The 16,086-nt window shown below is 75.3% G+C and carries 16 protein-coding genes; 3 read left to right on the top strand and 13 right to left on the bottom strand.

Annotated features, from left to right (window positions below):
- Positions 1–31 precede the first annotated feature (31 nt).
- From M1D46_RS11485 to M1D46_RS11465, 5 genes are all read right to left on the bottom strand, one after another.
- Positions 32–916: a metalloregulator ArsR/SmtB family transcription factor gene (locus M1D46_RS11485; RefSeq protein WP_456285601.1), complete on the bottom strand. Its 885-nt coding sequence runs from the start codon at positions 914–916 to the stop codon at positions 32–34.
- A gap of 69 nt (positions 917–985) precedes the next feature.
- Positions 986–1,156, bottom strand: coding sequence for a DUF2795 domain-containing protein (locus M1D46_RS11480; protein ID WP_282978073.1), 171 nt, complete (start codon positions 1,154–1,156; stop codon positions 986–988).
- Positions 1,074–2,096, bottom strand: a complete 1,023-nt coding sequence (locus M1D46_RS11475; RefSeq protein ID WP_456285600.1) for a glycosyltransferase family A protein — start codon at positions 2,094–2,096, stop codon at positions 1,074–1,076. The genes M1D46_RS11480 and M1D46_RS11475 overlap by 83 nt, the downstream gene beginning before the upstream one ends.
- Complete coding sequence (rfaE2, locus tag M1D46_RS11470; protein ID WP_456285599.1) at positions 2,096–3,577, bottom strand: D-glycero-beta-D-manno-heptose 1-phosphate adenylyltransferase; 1,482 nt, start codon at positions 3,575–3,577, stop codon at positions 2,096–2,098. Before rfaE2 (M1D46_RS11470) ends, M1D46_RS11475 begins: the two co-directional genes overlap by 1 nt.
- Positions 3,574–4,950, bottom strand: coding sequence for an aldehyde dehydrogenase family protein (locus tag M1D46_RS11465; RefSeq protein WP_456285598.1), 1,377 nt, complete (start codon positions 4,948–4,950; stop codon positions 3,574–3,576). The genes rfaE2 (M1D46_RS11470) and M1D46_RS11465 overlap by 4 nt, the downstream gene beginning before the upstream one ends.
- A gap of 147 nt (positions 4,951–5,097) precedes the next feature.
- Between M1D46_RS11465 and M1D46_RS11460 the strand changes: the two genes are divergently transcribed.
- Positions 5,098–6,267, top strand: coding sequence for a glycosyltransferase family 9 protein (locus M1D46_RS11460; RefSeq protein ID WP_456285597.1), 1,170 nt, complete (start codon positions 5,098–5,100; stop codon positions 6,265–6,267).
- Between the two features lie 48 nt (positions 6,268–6,315).
- Here the strand turns inward: M1D46_RS11460 and M1D46_RS11455 are convergent, their stop codons facing one another.
- Genes M1D46_RS11455 through M1D46_RS11425 form a run of 7 tightly spaced genes read right to left on the bottom strand, consistent with a single transcriptional unit; the run spans position 6,316 to position 12,937 of the window.
- On the bottom strand, positions 6,316–7,023 hold the full coding sequence (locus M1D46_RS11455; RefSeq protein WP_456285596.1) for an SDR family oxidoreductase: 708 nt from the start codon (positions 7,021–7,023) through the stop codon (positions 6,316–6,318).
- Between the two features lie 42 nt (positions 7,024–7,065).
- Positions 7,066–8,406 carry a D-glycero-beta-D-manno-heptose 1-phosphate adenylyltransferase gene (gene rfaE2, locus M1D46_RS11450; RefSeq protein ID WP_456285595.1) on the bottom strand — a complete coding sequence of 447 codons (1,341 nt, stop codon included), beginning with the start codon at positions 8,404–8,406 and terminating at the stop codon, positions 7,066–7,068.
- Positions 8,403–9,032 (bottom strand): D-sedoheptulose-7-phosphate isomerase, encoded by a 630-nt coding sequence (locus tag M1D46_RS11445; protein ID WP_282977846.1) that lies wholly within the window; start codon positions 9,030–9,032, stop codon positions 8,403–8,405. Before M1D46_RS11445 ends, rfaE2 (M1D46_RS11450) begins: the two co-directional genes overlap by 4 nt.
- Positions 9,029–10,279: a glycosyltransferase gene (locus tag M1D46_RS11440; RefSeq protein ID WP_456285594.1), complete on the bottom strand. Its 1,251-nt coding sequence runs from the start codon at positions 10,277–10,279 to the stop codon at positions 9,029–9,031. Before M1D46_RS11440 ends, M1D46_RS11445 begins: the two co-directional genes overlap by 4 nt.
- A complete protein-coding gene (locus tag M1D46_RS11435; RefSeq protein ID WP_456285593.1) occupies positions 10,276–11,310 on the bottom strand; it encodes a glycosyltransferase in 1,035 nt (344 codons plus the stop codon). Before M1D46_RS11435 ends, M1D46_RS11440 begins: the two co-directional genes overlap by 4 nt.
- Positions 11,307–12,383 carry a glycosyltransferase family 9 protein gene (locus tag M1D46_RS11430; protein WP_456285592.1) on the bottom strand — a complete coding sequence of 359 codons (1,077 nt, stop codon included), beginning with the start codon at positions 12,381–12,383 and terminating at the stop codon, positions 11,307–11,309. Before M1D46_RS11430 ends, M1D46_RS11435 begins: the two co-directional genes overlap by 4 nt.
- A complete protein-coding gene (locus M1D46_RS11425) occupies positions 12,380–12,937 on the bottom strand; it encodes a D-glycero-alpha-D-manno-heptose-1,7-bisphosphate 7-phosphatase (protein WP_456285591.1) in 558 nt (185 codons plus the stop codon). Before M1D46_RS11425 ends, M1D46_RS11430 begins: the two co-directional genes overlap by 4 nt.
- Positions 12,938–13,045: 108 nt before the next feature.
- On the opposite strand from M1D46_RS11425, the gene M1D46_RS11420 reads away from it, so the two are divergent.
- Positions 13,046–14,023, top strand: coding sequence for a glycosyltransferase family 9 protein (locus tag M1D46_RS11420; protein ID WP_456285590.1), 978 nt, complete (start codon positions 13,046–13,048; stop codon positions 14,021–14,023).
- Between the two features lie 35 nt (positions 14,024–14,058).
- Here M1D46_RS11420 and M1D46_RS11415 read toward each other — a convergent pair whose 3' ends face one another.
- The gene (locus tag M1D46_RS11415) at positions 14,059–14,883 is read right to left on the bottom strand and encodes a sigma-70 family RNA polymerase sigma factor (RefSeq protein ID WP_456285589.1); all 825 of its coding nucleotides are present in this window, start codon (positions 14,881–14,883) and stop codon (positions 14,059–14,061) included.
- Positions 14,884–15,202: 319 nt separating this feature from the next.
- Here M1D46_RS11415 and M1D46_RS11410 point away from each other — a divergent pair, with 319 nt between their 5' ends.
- The gene (locus M1D46_RS11410) at positions 15,203–16,084 is read left to right on the top strand and encodes a manganese catalase family protein (protein WP_271171968.1); all 882 of its coding nucleotides are present in this window, start codon (positions 15,203–15,205) and stop codon (positions 16,082–16,084) included.
- Positions 16,085–16,086 lie beyond the last annotated feature (2 nt).

Below are 16,086 nucleotides of genomic sequence, written 5' to 3'. Positions count from 1 at the left end.
GGTCGGGTCGCCTCAAAGCATAGACCGTTGTCTATGTGATGGGAAGGAGATCCCCGAGAAGACTGCGCACGCGGCGCTCGATCTCGTCGCGGATGGCCCGGACGCGCGGGAGCGGCTGGTCGGCGGGATCGTCGAGCGGCCAGTCGAGGTAGGTCTTGCCCGGGAGCACGGGGCACGCGTCGCCGCACCCCATCGTGACGACGACGTCGGCCGCGCGCAGGGCCTCCGCGGTCAGCGGCTTGGGGAACTCGTCTCCCAGCGGCACGCCGATCTCGTCGAGCACCGCGACGACGTGCGCCTTGACCTCCTCGGCCGGCTCGGAGCCGGCCGTGCGGGCGCGGACCCGGTCGCCGGCGAGATGCCGCAGGATCGCCGCGGCGAGCTGCGAGCGGCCCGCGTTGCGCACGCAGACGAAGAGCACCTCGGGCACGCCGCGGTCGACGGATCGGGAGCGCGTGAGCGCGTCGAGGCGCTCGACGGCCAGGGCCGACACCCGCGAGGCGAGGCGGGCCGGCGTGCGCTCCTGTCGGCGGAGGAGCTCATGGCTCGTCCGCACGAAGAGCGACACGGTCTCGGCGCCGTGCACGCCCTGGTACCGCTCGGTGAGGTCCGCGGCGATGCGCTCGAGGTCCGGGCCGGCGGCGGGGGCATGGCCCACGAGGCCGATCACCTCATCGGCGCGACCCGGTGCGAGCGAGAACCACGCGCGGCGTCCCTCCTGCCGCCGCTCGACGACGCCCGCCGACGCGAGCGCGCGCATGTGGTGGCTGACGGTCGGCTGGCGCAGTCCGAGCTCGACGGCGAGCTCGGTCACGCTCACGCGGCCCTCGGGGGAGTCGAGGATGAGCCGGATGATCCGGGCGCGCGTCGGGTCGGCGACCGTCGCGAGGAGAGCGGGGGAGGTCGCGGCGGGCATAGATCGCAGTCTATGCCTCATGGGGCCGAGCGGAGAGGGGGCGCCGGCGTCGGCCGGCGCCCCCTCTCGTCACTCCGCGTCGCTCACGGCCGAGCTGACAGCCGTCGGCGCGTCGTACTCGCGATCGGGGATGCGGCCGAGCGCATCGAGCACGGCGTCATCCGCGCCCGCGTCCCGCGCCGATGCGAGGATGTCCTCCTTGCTCGCGGGATAGTCGATGCCGCCCAGGAACTTCTGCACCTGGATGGGGCCTGGCGTCTCGCTCATCCTTCTCTCTCCTCTCTCGTTCGGGCCCGGCGGGGCCCTGCTGCGCCGACTCGCCCGCGAAGACGATCTCGCTCGCCTCCGTCCCGCGGTCGACGACGGTGGTGGGGGCCTCGAGGTGGACGGCCCCGCTCGGCAGCACGCCGGCGCCGCCCGCACGCTCCATGACGCGCCACTGCGCCACGACGTCCTCGCCCGCGTGCGCCGCCGGCAGGTCGCGCCAGAAGCGGAACCCGCCGGCGGCGAGCAGCTCCGCGCGCTCGAAGAGCACGCACCCGCCGACCCACGCGATGCGGTAGGCCAGCCGCGCCTCGTCGTCGAGTCCGCGGTCGGCGGCCTCGTGCGCCATGTTCGCGGCGTTGTGCAGACGCCACCGCTCGAAGCCCGGTGCGCCGCGGCGCATCCGCTCGGGCCGCACGCCCGCCGGCCCCCACGGCTCGAACGCCTCGCGCTCGTGCGGGCGCACGTCGTCGAGATGCGACAGTCCCTGCACCGCGTACCCCGCGAAGCCGCCGCCCGACTCGGTCAGCGCGGCGTCGAGCCGCTCCAGCGCGCCCGGCTCGAGCCATACGTCGTCGTCGAGGAAGAGCACCCGCGGCGCGCGGGACGCGTCGAGCAGGAACTGGCGCTGCTCTGCCATCCCGCGGCGGGGGAGGTGACGAAGCAGCACGACCTCGCGCCCCTGGGCCCGGAGGACGCGGAACATCGCGCGCACGGCGGGGTCTGCGTCGACAGGCGCGGAGGGCGACTGGTCGCTCACGATCACCCGGAAGGCCGGGTCGTCCTGCGCGGCGAGGCCGGCGAGCGTCACGGCGAGCGCCGATGTGCGGCCTGCGGTGGGGACCAGCACGTCGACGGCCGGCGGCGCGGCCTGCGAGGCGAGGGCCCACCGCGCCGCGCCGCGTCTGCTCCGCATCAGCGCCGCCCCTCGCGAGCCAGATCCGCCGGCGCGGGGCGGGACCGGATCCGCCCGATGATCTCGGTCGTCGAGTGATCGGAGACGTAGTCGAGGATCGCGACCTCTCCGCCGACCGCGTGCACGTCGGCGGTCTCGGCCAGCATCTCCGGTGTGTAGTCGCCGCCCTTCGCGTACACGTCCGGGCGCAGACGCCGGATGAGCGCGGCGGGCGTGTCCTCGTCGAAGACCGTCACGTAGTCGACGCACTCGAGCGCGGCGAGGACGTTCGCACGGTCCGAGGCGCTGTTGACCGGGCGGCCGGGCCCCTTGAGCCGTCGCACGGACGCGTCGCCGTTCACCGCCACGACGAGCACGTCGCCGAGGCGCCTGGCCTGGCGGAGGTAGCTCGTGTGGCCGCGGTGCAGGACGTCGAAGCACCCGTTGGTGAAGACGACCCGCTCGCCGGCTCGCCGGTGCGCCGCGATGCGCTCGGCGAGCTCGTCGGCATCGAGAGCCGCATCCGACGGGCGGCCCGCCCAGGCCGCGAGCTCGTCGAGGGAGCACACGCAGGTCCCGGGCTTCCTCACCGCGACGTCGGCCGCGGCCTGCGCGAGCTCCGTCGCGACGGGCAGGGGCGCTCCCGAGGCCACAGCGACCGTGAGCGCGGCCACGAACACGTCGCCTGCGCCCGACGCCTGCTTCTCCGGCGTCGGGTGCGCGCGCGTGCGGACGGGCGGATGGCCGGGGCGCAGGAGCACCGTCCCGCTGCGGTCGAGCGTGACGACAGCGGCGCCCGCGCCCGCCGCCGCGCGCAGCCGGTCGGCCACGGCGGCGGCCCGCTCGACCCGCTCCTCGCCCGTGCCGAGCTCGGCTCCGACGAGGCGCTCGGCCTCCGCCGCGTTGGGCGTGATCACGTCCGGTTCGGCTCGCCGCCAGCGCGCCGCATCGTGCGCGTCGACGACGCGCAGAGGCGGCCGCGGCAGCCGAGCCAGCGCCTCGACGACCTCGTCGGCGAGGAGGGTCGACGCGTAGTCGCAGATGAGCTGCGCGTCCGCGCTCGCGTGGCGCGCGTCCTCGACGAGACGAGCGAGGGCATCCGCCGGCCACGGTGAATCCTGGGTCTCGTCGAGACGCAGCATCACCTGATCGCCCGACACGACGCGGATCTTCGTCGTCGTCCGCGCATCGGCCACCTCGCGCAGTCGCGCCGTGTCGATGCCGGCCGCGGCGAGCCGCTCGCGCAGCAGCCGCCCTGCGTGGTCAGCGCCGATGAGCCCCACGGCGCTCACGCGGGCGCCGAGCGCGGCGAGGTTCATCGCGGTGTTGGCGGCGCCGCCGGGCGCCCAGGCGCGCTCGGCGACCTCGACGACCGGGGCCGGCGCTTCGCGGGCGAGGCGGGAGATGCCGCCGCTCCACCAGCCGTCGAGGAGGAAGTCGCCGATGACCGTCACGCGCGGCGCACGGTCGCGGATCGCCGCGAGGGCGTCGAGCGCGCTCACCGCGTCACCGCCGGTGCCATGTGGACGACCTTGACGCTCGTCATCTCGTCGAGGAGCTCCGGTCCGTACCCGAAGCCGGAGCCGCTGCGGCCGCGCGGCTGGGCGGAGCCGCCCGGAGCTCCGCCGAAGACGGCGTTGATCTTCACGGTGCCGACCGGCAGCGCGTCGATCGCGCGATGCGCGTGCGCGATGTCGCCCGTGAGCACGGTCGCGGCCAGACCGTACGCGTCCTGCACGGCGTGGCGCAGAGCCGAGTCGAAGTCGTCCACGACCGTGACCGGGGCGACCGGGCCGAAGGTCTCCTGGCGGAAGACCGCGGTGTCGGGCGTGCAGCCGACGAGGACGGTCGCGGGGTAGCGGAAGCCCGGGCCGTCCGGCATCGTCCCGCCGGTGAGGGCCCGGGCGCCGTCGGCGAGCGACGCCGTCACCTGCGCATGCACCTCGTCGCGCATCCGCGCGTCGACGAGCGGCGCGAGGGTCCGGCTCTCCGCCTCCGCCACGAGAGCGCTCGTGAACTCCTGCGCGACCGCACGGTGCACGAAGATGCGCTCGACGGCCGTGCAGATCTGGCCGCTGTTCGCGAACGCCCCGAGTGCCGCCTGGGCCGCCGCCCAGCGCGGGTCGACGTCGGCGTCGACGATGAGCGCGTCGTTGCCGCCGTTCTCGCGCACGAGGTGCGCGCCCGTCAGCGCCGTCATGCGCGCGATGCGCTCGCCCGCAGCCGTCGACCCGACATGCGCCACGACGTCGACCCCGGGCGAGCTGACCAGCGCCTCGCCCACGTCGGCGCCCCCGAGCACGGTCACGAGCACATCCGGGGGAAGGGCGGCGGCGAGGATCTCGCCGAGCAGGCGCCCGGCGTGCGGGCAGCGCTCGCTCGGCTTGTGGACGACGGTGTTGCCCGTCGCGACGGCGGCGCCGATGAGGCCGGCGGCCACGGCGATGGGATCGTTCCACGGCGTGACGGCGGCCACCACGCCGCGCGGCTCCGCGCGCGTGAGGTCGAGCGCGTCGGGGGCGCCGCGGAGGCTGCGGCCGCGGTGCAGCGGAGCGCTCTCGGCATACTGCAGGAGCGTGTCCACGGCCGCCGCGATGCCGCCGTCGGCATCGGCGCGCAGACGCCCGTTGTCGCGCTGCTCGACCTCCGCGAGCTCCGCGCCGCGTTCAGCGAGCGCGTGCGCGGCGGCCCGCAGCGCTCGACCTCGCTCGGCGGCCGGGGTCGCACGCCAGGCGGGCTGCGCGGCCCTCGCCCTCGCGACGGCGGCACGGACCTCCGCGACATCGGCGACGGGCACCGACCCGGTCACCGTTCCGTCGCGCGGATCCCTGATCACGATCTCGTCTCGCGTCCGGATGGCTGTGTCGCCGCTCATCGTCCTGCTCCTTCCGCTCGCGTGCTCCTCCTCCCCACGTACCCACTGCGCCGCGCGTTCACACACCGCGCTCGCCGGGGTTTGCCGTGCGCGGCGCGGGGGAACGGAAGGAGGAGAGGAACCCTGCCGCACGAGAAGGAGCCGCACATGACGCCGGAGACAGCGCTTGCCGATCCGCTGGGCACCCGCCCCGCGGCACCCGCTCCGGCGGTCGCGCCGCCGCGCGACCGATTCGCCGGCGTGCGGCGCATCGCCGTGCTGCGCGCGGGCGGCCTCGGCGACCTCCTCTTCGCCGTGCCGGCGATGCAGGCGCTCATGGCGTCGTATCCCGAAGCCGAGGTGACGCTGCTCGGCGCGCCCGTCGCGCGCGCCCTCCTGCCGGGGCGCGACGGCGCGCCGCATCGCGTGCGCGTCCTCCCGGCGATCCCGGGCGTGGGCGCGGCGCCCGACGCCGCGGCGGACGTCCGGGAGATCGAGCGGTTCGCGGCCGAGCAGCGGGAGGAAGGGTGGGATCTGGCCGTCCAGCTGCACGGGGGAGGGCGCTTCTCCAACCCGTTCCTGCTGTCGCTCGGAGCGCGGCACACGGTCGGCACGCGCACGGATGATGCCGCGCCCCTCGAGCGCACGATCGACTACGTCTACTACCAGCACGAGATGCTCCGCGGCCTCGAGGTCGCCGGCCTCGCCGGCGCCGCGCCGGTCGCTCTCGAGCCGCGCCTCGGCACGTCCGCGCGCGAGCGCGCCCACGCCGCGGAGCGGTGCGGAGCGGATCGCCCCGTCGCCGTGATCCATCCCGGCGCGACGGACCCACGACGCCGATGGCCCGCCGAGCGCTTCGCCGCGGTCGCCGCCGCGCTCGTGGGCGCGGGAGCCCGCGTGGTCCTCGTCGGCGATGGCGAGGACGCCCATCTGTGCGGCCGCATCGCCGCCGCGGTCGACGCGCCGTCCGACCGCGTGCGGGACCTGTCCGGCGCGCTCGATCTCGGCGCGCTCGCCGGCGTCCTCGCCCACGCCGCGGTCGTGATCGGGAACGACAGCGGCCCGCGCCACCTCGCGCAGGCGGTCGGCGCCCGGACCGCCGCGGTGTACTGGTTCGGCAACGTCGTGAACGCGGGGCCCCTCGGCCGGGGACGTCACCGCGTGCAGCTGGGGTGGACGACGCACTGCCCCGTGTGCGGGCGGGACGCGACACAGGTCGGATGGACCGCCGAGCGGTGCGCGCACGATGTCTCGTTCGTCGCCGATGTGCCGGTGGCCGCCGTGCGCGACGACGCGCTGCGCCTCCTCGAGGACGCCGCGGCGGAGCGCGCGCGGTGAGACCCGCCGGGCCCCGCCGGTCAGCGGGGCCCGGCGGGTCTCACCGGATCACGGCCACGACGGCTCCTCCTCGGGGCAGACGACGAGCTCGCGGACCTCGCAGCCCCGCGGCTGCTGCAGCGCGAAGACCACCGTGCGCGCCACCTCGGCGGGGTCGTTGAGCTGCGCGTCGGGACCCGGCCGATACTGCTCGTCGCGGTCGTCGAAGAAGCGCGTGCGCATCCCCGCCGGGATGAGCGTCGTGACCCCGATGCGACCGCGCGTCTCCGCGGCGAGCGCCCGGGAGAACCCCAGCACGCCGAACTTCGATGCGCAGTACGCCGTGGCATCGGGGAGCGCCCGCAGCGCGAGCGACGACGCCACCGTCACGACGCGTCCGTGGGCCCGCTCGATGTGCGGCAGCGCGGCGCGGACCACGGAGACCGTGCCGAGCAGATTGACGCCGATCACGCGCTCCCACTCCTCGGCGGCGACGGCGTCGAGGCGTCCGCAGCGGTCGATTCCCGCGGCCGTCACGACCGCGTCGATGCCGCCGAGCTCCTCGGCGATCTCCGCGACCGCGCTCTCGACCGCGAGCCGGTCCGAGACATCCGCCTGCCGGGTCGTGATCGCGCCGACGATCCCCGAGACATCCCGGTCGATGACGGCCGGCGTTCCGCCGCCGTCGGCGACGGCGCGGACGACGGCCTCGCCGAGGCCCGAGCCGCCTCCGGTCACGAGCACGCGGCCGAGGGGGCGCGGATAGGTGTCCTGCATGTGGTTCCTCCTTCTCCGGCTGACGCCGGCGATCGGGATGGCTCAGCCGACCTTCGCGAGCGCCGAGGCGAGCGCGGTGGTCGAACGGCCGAGGTGGTACGGGAGCGTGAGAGCGCGGCCGCCCCAGCGCTCGAGGATGCGCGCCTCGGGAAGGCTCTCGGCGCTGTAGTCGCCGCCCTTGACCCAGAGGTCGGGCCGGATGCCCTCGATCGCGCGCTCGGGACCGTCCTCGTCGAACACGACGACGGCATCGACGCACGCCAGGGCGCTGAGCAGCTCGACGCGGTCGCTCTCGCCGATGATCGGGCGCTGCGGACCCTTGAGTCGGCGGACGGAGGCGTCGGAGTTGAGGCAGACGATGAGGCAGTCGCCCAGGGCGCGCGCCGCTTCGAGGGTCCGCACGTGGCCCGCGTGGACGAGGTCGAAGCAGCCGCCCGTCGCGACCACGGTGCCGCCTCGGCTCCGCACCGCTTCGGCGACCGCGCGCGCGTCGCGTCGGCCGTCGGGAAGACGGGAGAGGGCGGCCTCGTCCAGCGTCGACACGCCGCCCGCCGCGAGGAAGGCCCCCGCCGCGTCGACCGCCGCGCGGACGGCCGTGCGCTCATCGTCGCCGCGGGCGAGGGCCACGGCTGCCGTCGCGGCGAACCGGTCGCCCGCTCCGCACGGATCGCTCGTCACCACGGGCAGCGCGGGCAGCCGGATCGCGCCGTCGCCCGTCGCGAGCACAGCGCCCCGCTCACCCGCCGTCACGGCGACGGCCGCGCATCCCCAGAGATCGCGGAGTCGGCGTGCCGCGTCCTCGGGATCGCCCTCGCCCGATGCGCTCGTCGCCTCGGCGAGGTTCGGCGTGACGAGGCGGGCCTGCGCCACGGGCTGCGCGCCGCGCGGATGCGGGTCCCACACGAGCGGCGCGTGCGCGGCGCGGCGCGCGAGCGCGCTCCGCAGCGGCGCGCGCGCCGCGAGCCCCCTGCCGTAGTCGGCCACCACGATCGCATCCGCCTCCGCGATCGCCGTGAGCATCTCGTCGGTGACCTCGGGCTCCGGGGCCGGCCCGCAGCCGTCGTCGAGCCGCCCGATCGGATGGCCGTTGGCGCGGATGCGGGACTTCACGGGTGTCGGCGCGTGCGAGGCGCCCGCGACGATCCGGACACCCGCGAGGCACGCGCGCACGCGGTCGGCGGAGGGGTCGTCGGACAGCGCCGTGACGAGGGCGACGTCGTGCCCGTCGCGCGCGAGCAGCGTCGCGACGAGTCCTGCCCCGCCGGCCCGCTGCGTGCGCGACGCGACGTCGATCACCGGCACCGGGGCGTCCGGCGACATCCGAGTCGACGCGCCGTCGACGTCCTCGTCGAGGAGCACGTCCCCGACCACGACGATGTTCATGAGCTGCGTCCTTCCTCATCCATGACGATCGCGTCGAACACGCGGCACACCGCGTGGATCGCGGCGAGCTGGCACTCCTGGACGTGCGGCGACGGTCCATCGAGGCAGACGGCCTCGTCGCACACCTCCGCGAGCGGGTTCGGGCCGGGGCCGGTGAGCGCCCAGGTGGCCGCGCCGGCGAGGCGACCCGCGCGGGCGGCGTGGAGCAGGTTCGGGCTCGCGCCGCTCGTGGACAGCAGGAGCACGATGTCGCCTGCGCGGGCGTGCGCGCGCACCTGCCGCGCGAACACCTCGTCGAACCCGTAGTCGTTGCCGATCGCCGTCACGCTCGAGGTCTCGGCGTTGAGGGCGATCGCGGAGTACGCCGGACGCTCCTCGCGGTAGCGGCCGACGAGCTCGGCGGTCAGATGCTGCGCCTCGGCGGCGGAGCCGCCGTTGCCCGCCACGAGCACGCGCTGGCCGCGCCGCAGTCGGGCGGCGAGCTCGACGCCCCAGGCCTCGAGCTGCTCGGCATGACGCTCCGCCGACGCGAGGGCCGCGCCGAGGCCGCGGAGGTGGTCGCGGACGGGGTCGACACGCGCGGGGGCGCCCACGCGCGCCGCGCCTCGGGTCTCGGCGATGGTCACAGCGCCGCTCCTTCCAGTCGGCCGCCTGCTCGGCGGGCGCGGGACAGTGTGCTCGCATAGATGCGCTCGGTCTGCGCGGCGACCCGATCCCACGAGTAGCGCGCCTCGACGCGCTCGCGCCCCGCCGTGCCGAACGCGCGGAGGAGGTCGCGGTCGGGCAGCAGGCGCCGGAGCGCGGCGGCGATCGCGTCGGCATCGCGCGGCGGCACGTGCAGCCCGGTCGCGCCGTCGACGACCGTGTCGATGAGTCCGCCGACGGACGCCGCGATGACGGGGGTGCCGCACGCCATCGCCTCGAGCGGCACGATGCCGAACGGCTCGTACCAGGGCGCGCACACGACGACGTCGGACGAGCGCAGGAGGGCCGGCATGTCGTCGCGGCTCACCTGGCCTCGGAACACGATGCGGTCGGCGACGCCCAGGTCGGCCGCGAGCGCCCGCAGTCGGGCCGCCTCGGGATCGGCGGCGCCTGCCGCGCCGTCGGAGCCGACGACGACGAGCTCGACGTCGTCGACCCCCTCGGCGCGGAGGCGGGCGATCGCCCGCACCACGAGGTCGACGCCCTTGCGGGGCACGAGCCGCCCGACGCTGAGCACGCGATGGCGGGCTCCGCGCTCGTCGACCGAGCCCTGCGGCCGGAAGAGGTCGAGGTCGACGCCGCAGGGCGCGATCGAGATGCGTCGCGACGGGACGCCCAGCGCGCGGAGCTCGAACGCCTCATCCGAGCAGGTGGCCACGACCATGTCGACCTCGCGGCCGACCCGGGGCTCGAGCCATTCCCGCTCGGGCGGGCTCGTATCGGCGGCGCCCTGGTGGCGGCGCTTCACCACCCCGAGGGCGTGGAAGGTGTGCAGCACGGGCGGCGGAGCAGCTGCGCCGCGGAGGGCGGCGACGCCGTCGAGCGCGGCGAGCCCCGACATCCAGAAGTGGCTGTGGACGACGTCGGGGCGGTCGTCCCGCCATTCCTCGGCGAGGCCGGCGGCGAGCTCGCCCATGAACGGCAGGAGATCGTCCTTCGCGACGTGCTCGGCCGGGCCCGCGTCGATGTGGACGACCTCGACGCCGTCATCGAGCCGGACCCGATGGGGCAGGGAGGGGTCGTCGCGGCGCGTGCAGACCGTCACGGTGTGCCCGCGCCGCGCGAGCGCTCGCGAGAGCGCGGCGACGTGGACGTTCTGTCCGCCCGCGTCCACGCTTCCCGGCGCGGCCAGAGGACTCGCGTGCTCGGAGACCATCGAGATCTTCATCGGTCCGTTCCTTCCATGATCGAGACGAGCGCGGGCTGCGTGGCACCCGCGAGCGAGCGCGCTCGTCTGCGTCGCGCCGCGGCGTGCGCCGCGACGTGCTCCTCGAGCAGCGCGTCCCAGTCCTGCAGGAAGCGCTCGAGGCCGTAGTGCGCGCGGGCGAACGCGCGTGCGGCGAGCCCGCGGCGGCGCGCCTCGTCCGGATCGTCCATGAGCGTCCGCGCGGCAGCGCGCAGGTCGTCCGGATCCGACGAGATCGCACCCGCCTCGGGCGGCACGGCGCGGACCGCCTCGGTGGTCGCGAGGACGAGCACGGGCATCCCGAGGCTCATCGCCTCGAGGAGGGAGAGGCCGAGCGACGTCCACCGCAGCGGGTGGAGGTACGCGCGCCGCCGCGCGAGCTCGCCGTGCAGGAGGGGCGTCGGCAGGTCGCCGACGACTTGCAGCCGGTCTGGACCGAGGCCCAGCGCGCCTGGGAGGAGGTCCGTGTCGATGCCGAACGCGTGCAGCGGCGCGATCTCGGCGAAGGCCGGCAGCAGATCCGTCCCGGTGACCCTCCCGCGCCGCACGGGCTCGTTGACCACCACGCCGAACGCGGGGAGGGTGCCCGTGTAGAGGGCACCGGGATCGGGCACGCCGTGTTCGATGACCGCCGTGGGCGCGTCGCCGCTGTCCCAGACGAGCCGGTTGAAGTGCGTGACGTGCACGATCGGGATGGCGCGCTGCTCCGCGAGCGGGTGACGCTGGTCGATCGGCCGCTCCTTCGGCGTGTTGTGCTCGACGAAGACCGCGGGCACGTCGCGGCCGGGGACGCGCCCGAGGAGGCGCTCGACGGCCTCCAGCTCCTCGAGACGCTGCAGCACGACGAGGTCGACCTCCTCACCGCGCAGCGCCGATTCGGCCACGGCCCGCGCGCGCTCCGGCAGGTGCGGAGGCGTCGCCTCGTCGTCTGGGCGGGGCACAACGTACTCGTGCGTCCCGCGGAGGAAGGCGTTCATCCATCCGCCGTGCACGTGCCAGACCAGGATCCTCATCTGATCGCTCCGTCCTTCGTGTCGATCGGGTGCGCTTCGATCGGGTGGGCCTCGCGAGCGTCGGCGAGGCGGATGGCCGCAGTCGCGACCTCCGCGGGGGCGACGCCGGCGAGGCACGGGTGGCCGGGCACGGGGCAGTCGCGGGCGCGCGTCCCGCGACAGGGCGCGTCCTGATTGCCCAGCAGCGCGACGGGCACGCCGTACGGCGCCCAGCGGACGGCCGGCACGACGGGCGAGAACAGGCTCACCACCGGCGTCCCCACCGCTGCGGCGAGGTGAGCGGGCCCGGTGTTCCCGACGACGACGGCATCGGCGCCGGCGAGCACGCCGGCCAGCAGCCGCAGGTCGCAGGCTCCCGCGAGGTCGACGGCGTGCGGCCCGGCCGTCCTCGCGACGAGCGCCGTGAGGTCGCGCTCGCCCTCCGCGCCGGTCACGACGACCCGGCGCCCTGACTCGGCCAGGAGCCGCGCCGCTCCGGCGAACCCCTCGACCGGCCAGCGGCGCGCGCTCACGGCCGCTCCCGGATGGAGGACGATGTAGCGCCCGTCGCCGACGAGGGCGGACGCGTCGGCCACGTCGCGCACGCGCAGGCGCCGGTCGGCCTCGGCCGGGAAGCCGGCGGCCTCGGCGATCGCGCACGCGCGGTCCACCTCGGGGATGTCCTCGGGAAGGTCCTCTCCGGGGTGCAGGCGGACGTCGAGGAGGGAGCCCGGGTAGTCGACGGAGGCCCCCGCGATCCGGTCCACGCCCGCGAGCCGGAGGAGAAGGGCAAGGGGGAGCGGAGACTGATGGAACGACGTGAGGATCACGGCCTCGTCGATGCGCGCGGTGCGCAGACGGTGGATGAGCTGGTCGATGCGTCCACCGGTCACCGCGGGCGCCGGATCGGAGATCCACGGGGCGTCCCAGACCATGACGTCGCGCACACCCGGCAGAAGCGCTCCCGCCGCGGCGCCCCGGGGCCCGCACAGCATGATGACCTCGGCCTCGCGCGCGACGGCGCGGACGGCCGGCCCCGCCAGCAGGACGTCGCCCATGCTGTCGAGCCGCGCGACGAGGACGCGCCGCCTCATGAGGCCGCCCTCCCTGCGGGCACCGGCTCCCCGAGCAGGAGTGCGACCGCCGCGGCCAGATCCGGCGCGACCCGCGGCGCCGCGGCGATCTCGTCGGGCAGCGTGCGGGCGGTCGGCACGAGCACCGCACGCGCCCCGGCGGCAGCGGCGGCGCCCATGTCGGCGCCGATGTCGCCGATCACCGCGAGCTGGGCCGGCGCGAAGCCGAGCGCGTCGGCCGCGGACAGGACGAGGCCCGGCCGCGGCTTCCGGCACGCGCAGCCGTCGTCCGGCCCGTGCGGGCAGAACCGCCAGACGTCGAAGGGGCCGAGCACCTCGTCCACGCGCGCGTTGACCCGGCGCACGTCGTCGGCGGACAGGATGCCGCGGGCGATGCCGGACTGATTGCTGACGACCCCCGTGCGCAGGCCGCGGGCGCGCACGAGCCGCAGCGCCTCGGCCGCGGTCGGCATGGGGGAGACCCGGTCGGGGTCGCCGTTGTACGGCACGTCGACGACGAGCGTGTCGTCGCGATCGAAGAGGATCGCGCGGAGCGGTCGGTCACGGTCGTCCATACGAGAAGCACTTCCCCCGCGCACCGCGAGGCAAACGCCCCCGTGCGAACTTCTCCTCGCGTCCCGCGCTCCTGCCATCCGCCCTGGCCGCGGCGCAAGGGGGTTCGGATGGCGTGCGAGCCGGTTCACGATGGGTTGGTGCGCATCTTCACCGAGCCGTCCGATCGCCCCATCGTCCTCGCGCTGCGGGCCCTCAAGCTGGGCGACCTGCTCGTCGCGGTGCCCGCGCTGCACGGTCTGCGGCGTGCGCACCCCGACCACGAGGTCGTGCTCGCCGCTCCCGGGTGGCTGGCGCCGGTCGCCGCGCTCGTCGGCAGCGTCGATGCGCTGCTGCCGACGCCGGGCCTCGACGACCCCCTGCCGCTCGACGCGGGAGTCGTCGACGTGGCCGCGAACCTCCATGGCAACGGCCCGGAATCGCGGGCGCTGATCGACGCGCTGGGCGCCCGTGTCCGGATCGTGCACCGCTCGCCGAGCGACCCGGACGGCCCCGAGTGGCTCGACGGGATCCTGGAACGGCGCCGCTGGGCGCGACTCGTCTCGGCGTACGGAGCGACCGCCGATGAGGACGACGTCGCCATCGCCCTCCCGACGACGGCATCGCCCGCCCCGGGCGCCGCGGTGCTGCACGTGGGCGCGTTCTACGGATCGCGGCAGTGGCCCGTCGATCGGTTCGCCGCGGTCGCGCGCGCACTCCGGTCGGACGGCCTCCGGATCGTGCTGACCGGCGGCGCGGCCGACCGCGAGCGCGCGGAGGCCGTCGCGTCGGCCGCGGGTCTCGACGAGGACGCGGTGCTCGCGGACCGGACGCGCCTCGATGAGCTCGCGGCCCTCGTGGCCGACGCGTCGGTCGTCGTGTCCGCCGACACCGGCGCGGCGCATCTCGCCTCCGCATACCGCACGCCGTCGGTCGTCGTGTTCGGGCCGGCTCCGGTCGAGGAATGGGGGCCGCCGGATGGGCCGCACATCGCCCTCACCGATCCGGCGGTCCGCCGAGGCGACGCGTTCGCGGCGACCCCCGACCCTGCGCTGCTCGCGGTCCAGGCAGACGAGGTGATCGCCGCGGCCCGCTCGGTGAGTCGCTGAGGGGAAGGGGAGTCCGGCCGCCATCCGCGCTCTCCTCAGGCCGCGAGGAGGTCGGGGGTCAGCTGCCCGCGCAGGGTCGAGAGGATCTTGGTCAGAAGGCGCGAGATCTGCATCTGCGTGACCCCGCACTCCCGCGCGATCTCCGCCTGCGTCTGCTCGTGGAAGAAGCGCAGGTAGAGGATCCTCCGCTCGCGCGGGCTCAGGGTGCGGCAGGCGGCGGCGAGCGCGGCGCTCACCTCCGCGCGGGCGAAGTCGGCGCCGCTCGCGTGCAGCGTGTCGCCCAGGGTGAGCGACCCGTCCGGGGTCGCGGCGTGCGGCGCGTCGAGCGAGGCCGGCTGGCGGCCCTGTCCGCAGTCGATCGCCTCGACGACGTGCTCGACCGCGAACCCCGTCTCCGCGGCGATCTCGGCGGGAGACGGGTCGTGCCCGAGCTGCTGGGCGATGCGGGGGACGGCCGTGCGGAGCTCTGCGTGCAGCTCCTGGAGCTGCCGGGGCGGGCGCACCACCCAGCTCGTGTCGCGCAGATGCCGTTTGATCTCACCCGCGATCGTCGGGACGGCGAAGGACACGATGTCCGCGCCGCGGTCGGGCGCGAAGCGCTGGACCGCCTTCGTGAGGCCGAGATACGCGACCTGCCGCACGTCGCCCGCGTCCTGCGGTCGCGAGACGTACCGGCTCGCGACCGCGTCGGCGACGTCGAGGTACTCCACGACCACCTGCTGCTGGAGCCGCGTCCGCTCGGCCGCGGGCGCGGACCGCGCGCGTTCGAGGAGCGCGACCGCACGGGCGTTGCGATCCTCCTGCGCTCGCGGGGCGCGGCGGGCGGGAGCCGGTGTCGGAGCGATGGCGGAGACGGGCATGGGGCACCTCTTTCGAAGCGTTGCGAGGGCGCGCTCGGGCACCGCGTCTGCACGCGTGCGGCCCGTGGCGCGGGCGGTGTCTGCGGCTCCGGAGCAGTGCTCGCGGAGAGGTCTGGCTCCCACTGAAGCGAAGGAGGGGCGCCCGTCAGAAGTGGCTTGCGGAGAAGGAGAAGGAGGAGTAGAAGCAGCGCGCGCGAGGCCGCCCCTCCGAGCGGAGCGTGATTGTGTCACGTGGCCGGGCCATCCGGAACCCCGTGTCGCCGACGGTGCGCGCGAGCTTGACTGGCGCCCGAAACCGACGACACACGGAAGGCGATCCATGTTTCTCCACAGGCAGGAACTCCAGCACGCAGCCAAGCCAGACGCTCCCGACGCGGTGTACGCGCGGAAACTGCAGGAGGTGCTCGGCGGGCAGTACGGCGAGATCACCGTCGCCCTGCAGTACCAGTTCCAGGGATGGAACATGCACATGCCCGGCAAGTACCGCGATCTCGTCTTCGGCATCGGCGCGGAGGAGATGGGCCATGTCGAGATGCTCGCGGTGATGATCGCGCAGCTCCTCGAGAAGTCGCCGCTCGGGATCACGGAGGACGCCGTGCAGAGCGACCCGACGGTGGCGGCGGTGGTCGGCGGCACCGACGTCCAGCAGGGCATCGTCGCCGGCGCCGGCGCGCGCCCCGTCGACAGCAACGGCAACCCGTGGTCGGGCTCGTACATCACCGCGAGCGGCAACCTGCTCGCCGACTTCACGGCCAACGCCAACGCCGAGATGCAGGGCAGGCTGCAGGTCGCGCGGCTGTACCACATGACGGATGACCACGGCGTGCGGGACCTGCTCGCGTTCCTCCTCGCGCGCGACACGATGCACCAGAACCAGTGGCTCGCGGCGGCGGAGGAGCTGAAGTCGGAGGGGATCGAGGAGCTTCCCGTGCCGAGCAACTTCCCGCTGGCGAAGGAGGACCGCGAGGTCTCCTACCAGTACCTGAACTTCAGCGACGGCGCGGCCGCCCGCGACGGATCGTGGGCGTCGGGCCCGACGCCCGACGGGAAGGGCGAGTTCACCTACCACGACGGGCCCACGACGACGGCTCCGATGCCGGCGCCCACGCACCCGGACGCGCGCTTCTACGGCACGACGGACGTCCCGAACACGGTCGAGCGGATCGCGGGCGCGGCGCAGGACAGGCTGCACCGCGAGTAGGC

The sequence above is a fragment of the Microbacterium sp. JZ70 genome (assembly GCF_053903225.1).
Note: the sequence above shows the minus strand (reverse complement) of the source record. Positions and strands in the feature narration are given on the sequence as shown.

Excerpts from the sequence above, each read along its gene's own strand:
- M1D46_RS11410 (WP_271171968.1), top strand. The coding sequence starts at position 15,203 with ATGTTTCTCCACAGGCAGGAACTCCAGCACGCAGCCAAGCCAGACGCT.
- M1D46_RS11465 (WP_456285598.1), bottom strand. The coding sequence starts at position 4,950 with ATGAGCGGCGACACAGCCATCCGGACGCGAGACGAGATCGTGATCAGG.
- M1D46_RS11455 (WP_456285596.1), bottom strand. The coding sequence starts at position 7,023 with ATGCAGGACACCTATCCGCGCCCCCTCGGCCGCGTGCTCGTGACCGGA.
- M1D46_RS11425 (WP_456285591.1), bottom strand. The coding sequence starts at position 12,937 with ATGGACGACCGTGACCGACCGCTCCGCGCGATCCTCTTCGATCGCGAC.
- M1D46_RS11440 (WP_456285594.1), bottom strand. The coding sequence starts at position 10,279 with ATGAAGATCTCGATGGTCTCCGAGCACGCGAGTCCTCTGGCCGCGCCG.
- M1D46_RS11430 (WP_456285592.1), bottom strand. The coding sequence starts at position 12,383 with ATGAGGCGGCGCGTCCTCGTCGCGCGGCTCGACAGCATGGGCGACGTC.
- M1D46_RS11415 (WP_456285589.1), bottom strand. The coding sequence starts at position 14,883 with ATGCCCGTCTCCGCCATCGCTCCGACACCGGCTCCCGCCCGCCGCGCC.
- M1D46_RS11475 (WP_456285600.1), bottom strand. The coding sequence starts at position 2,096 with ATGCGGAGCAGACGCGGCGCGGCGCGGTGGGCCCTCGCCTCGCAGGCC.
- M1D46_RS11485 (WP_456285601.1), bottom strand. The coding sequence starts at position 916 with ATGCCCGCCGCGACCTCCCCCGCTCTCCTCGCGACGGTCGCCGACCCG.
- M1D46_RS11460 (WP_456285597.1), top strand. The coding sequence starts at position 5,098 with ATGACGCCGGAGACAGCGCTTGCCGATCCGCTGGGCACCCGCCCCGCG.
- M1D46_RS11435 (WP_456285593.1), bottom strand. The coding sequence starts at position 11,310 with ATGAGGATCCTGGTCTGGCACGTGCACGGCGGATGGATGAACGCCTTC.
- rfaE2 (WP_456285595.1), bottom strand. The coding sequence starts at position 8,406 with ATGAACATCGTCGTGGTCGGGGACGTGCTCCTCGACGAGGACGTCGAC.
- M1D46_RS11420 (WP_456285590.1), top strand. The coding sequence starts at position 13,046 with ATGGCGTGCGAGCCGGTTCACGATGGGTTGGTGCGCATCTTCACCGAG.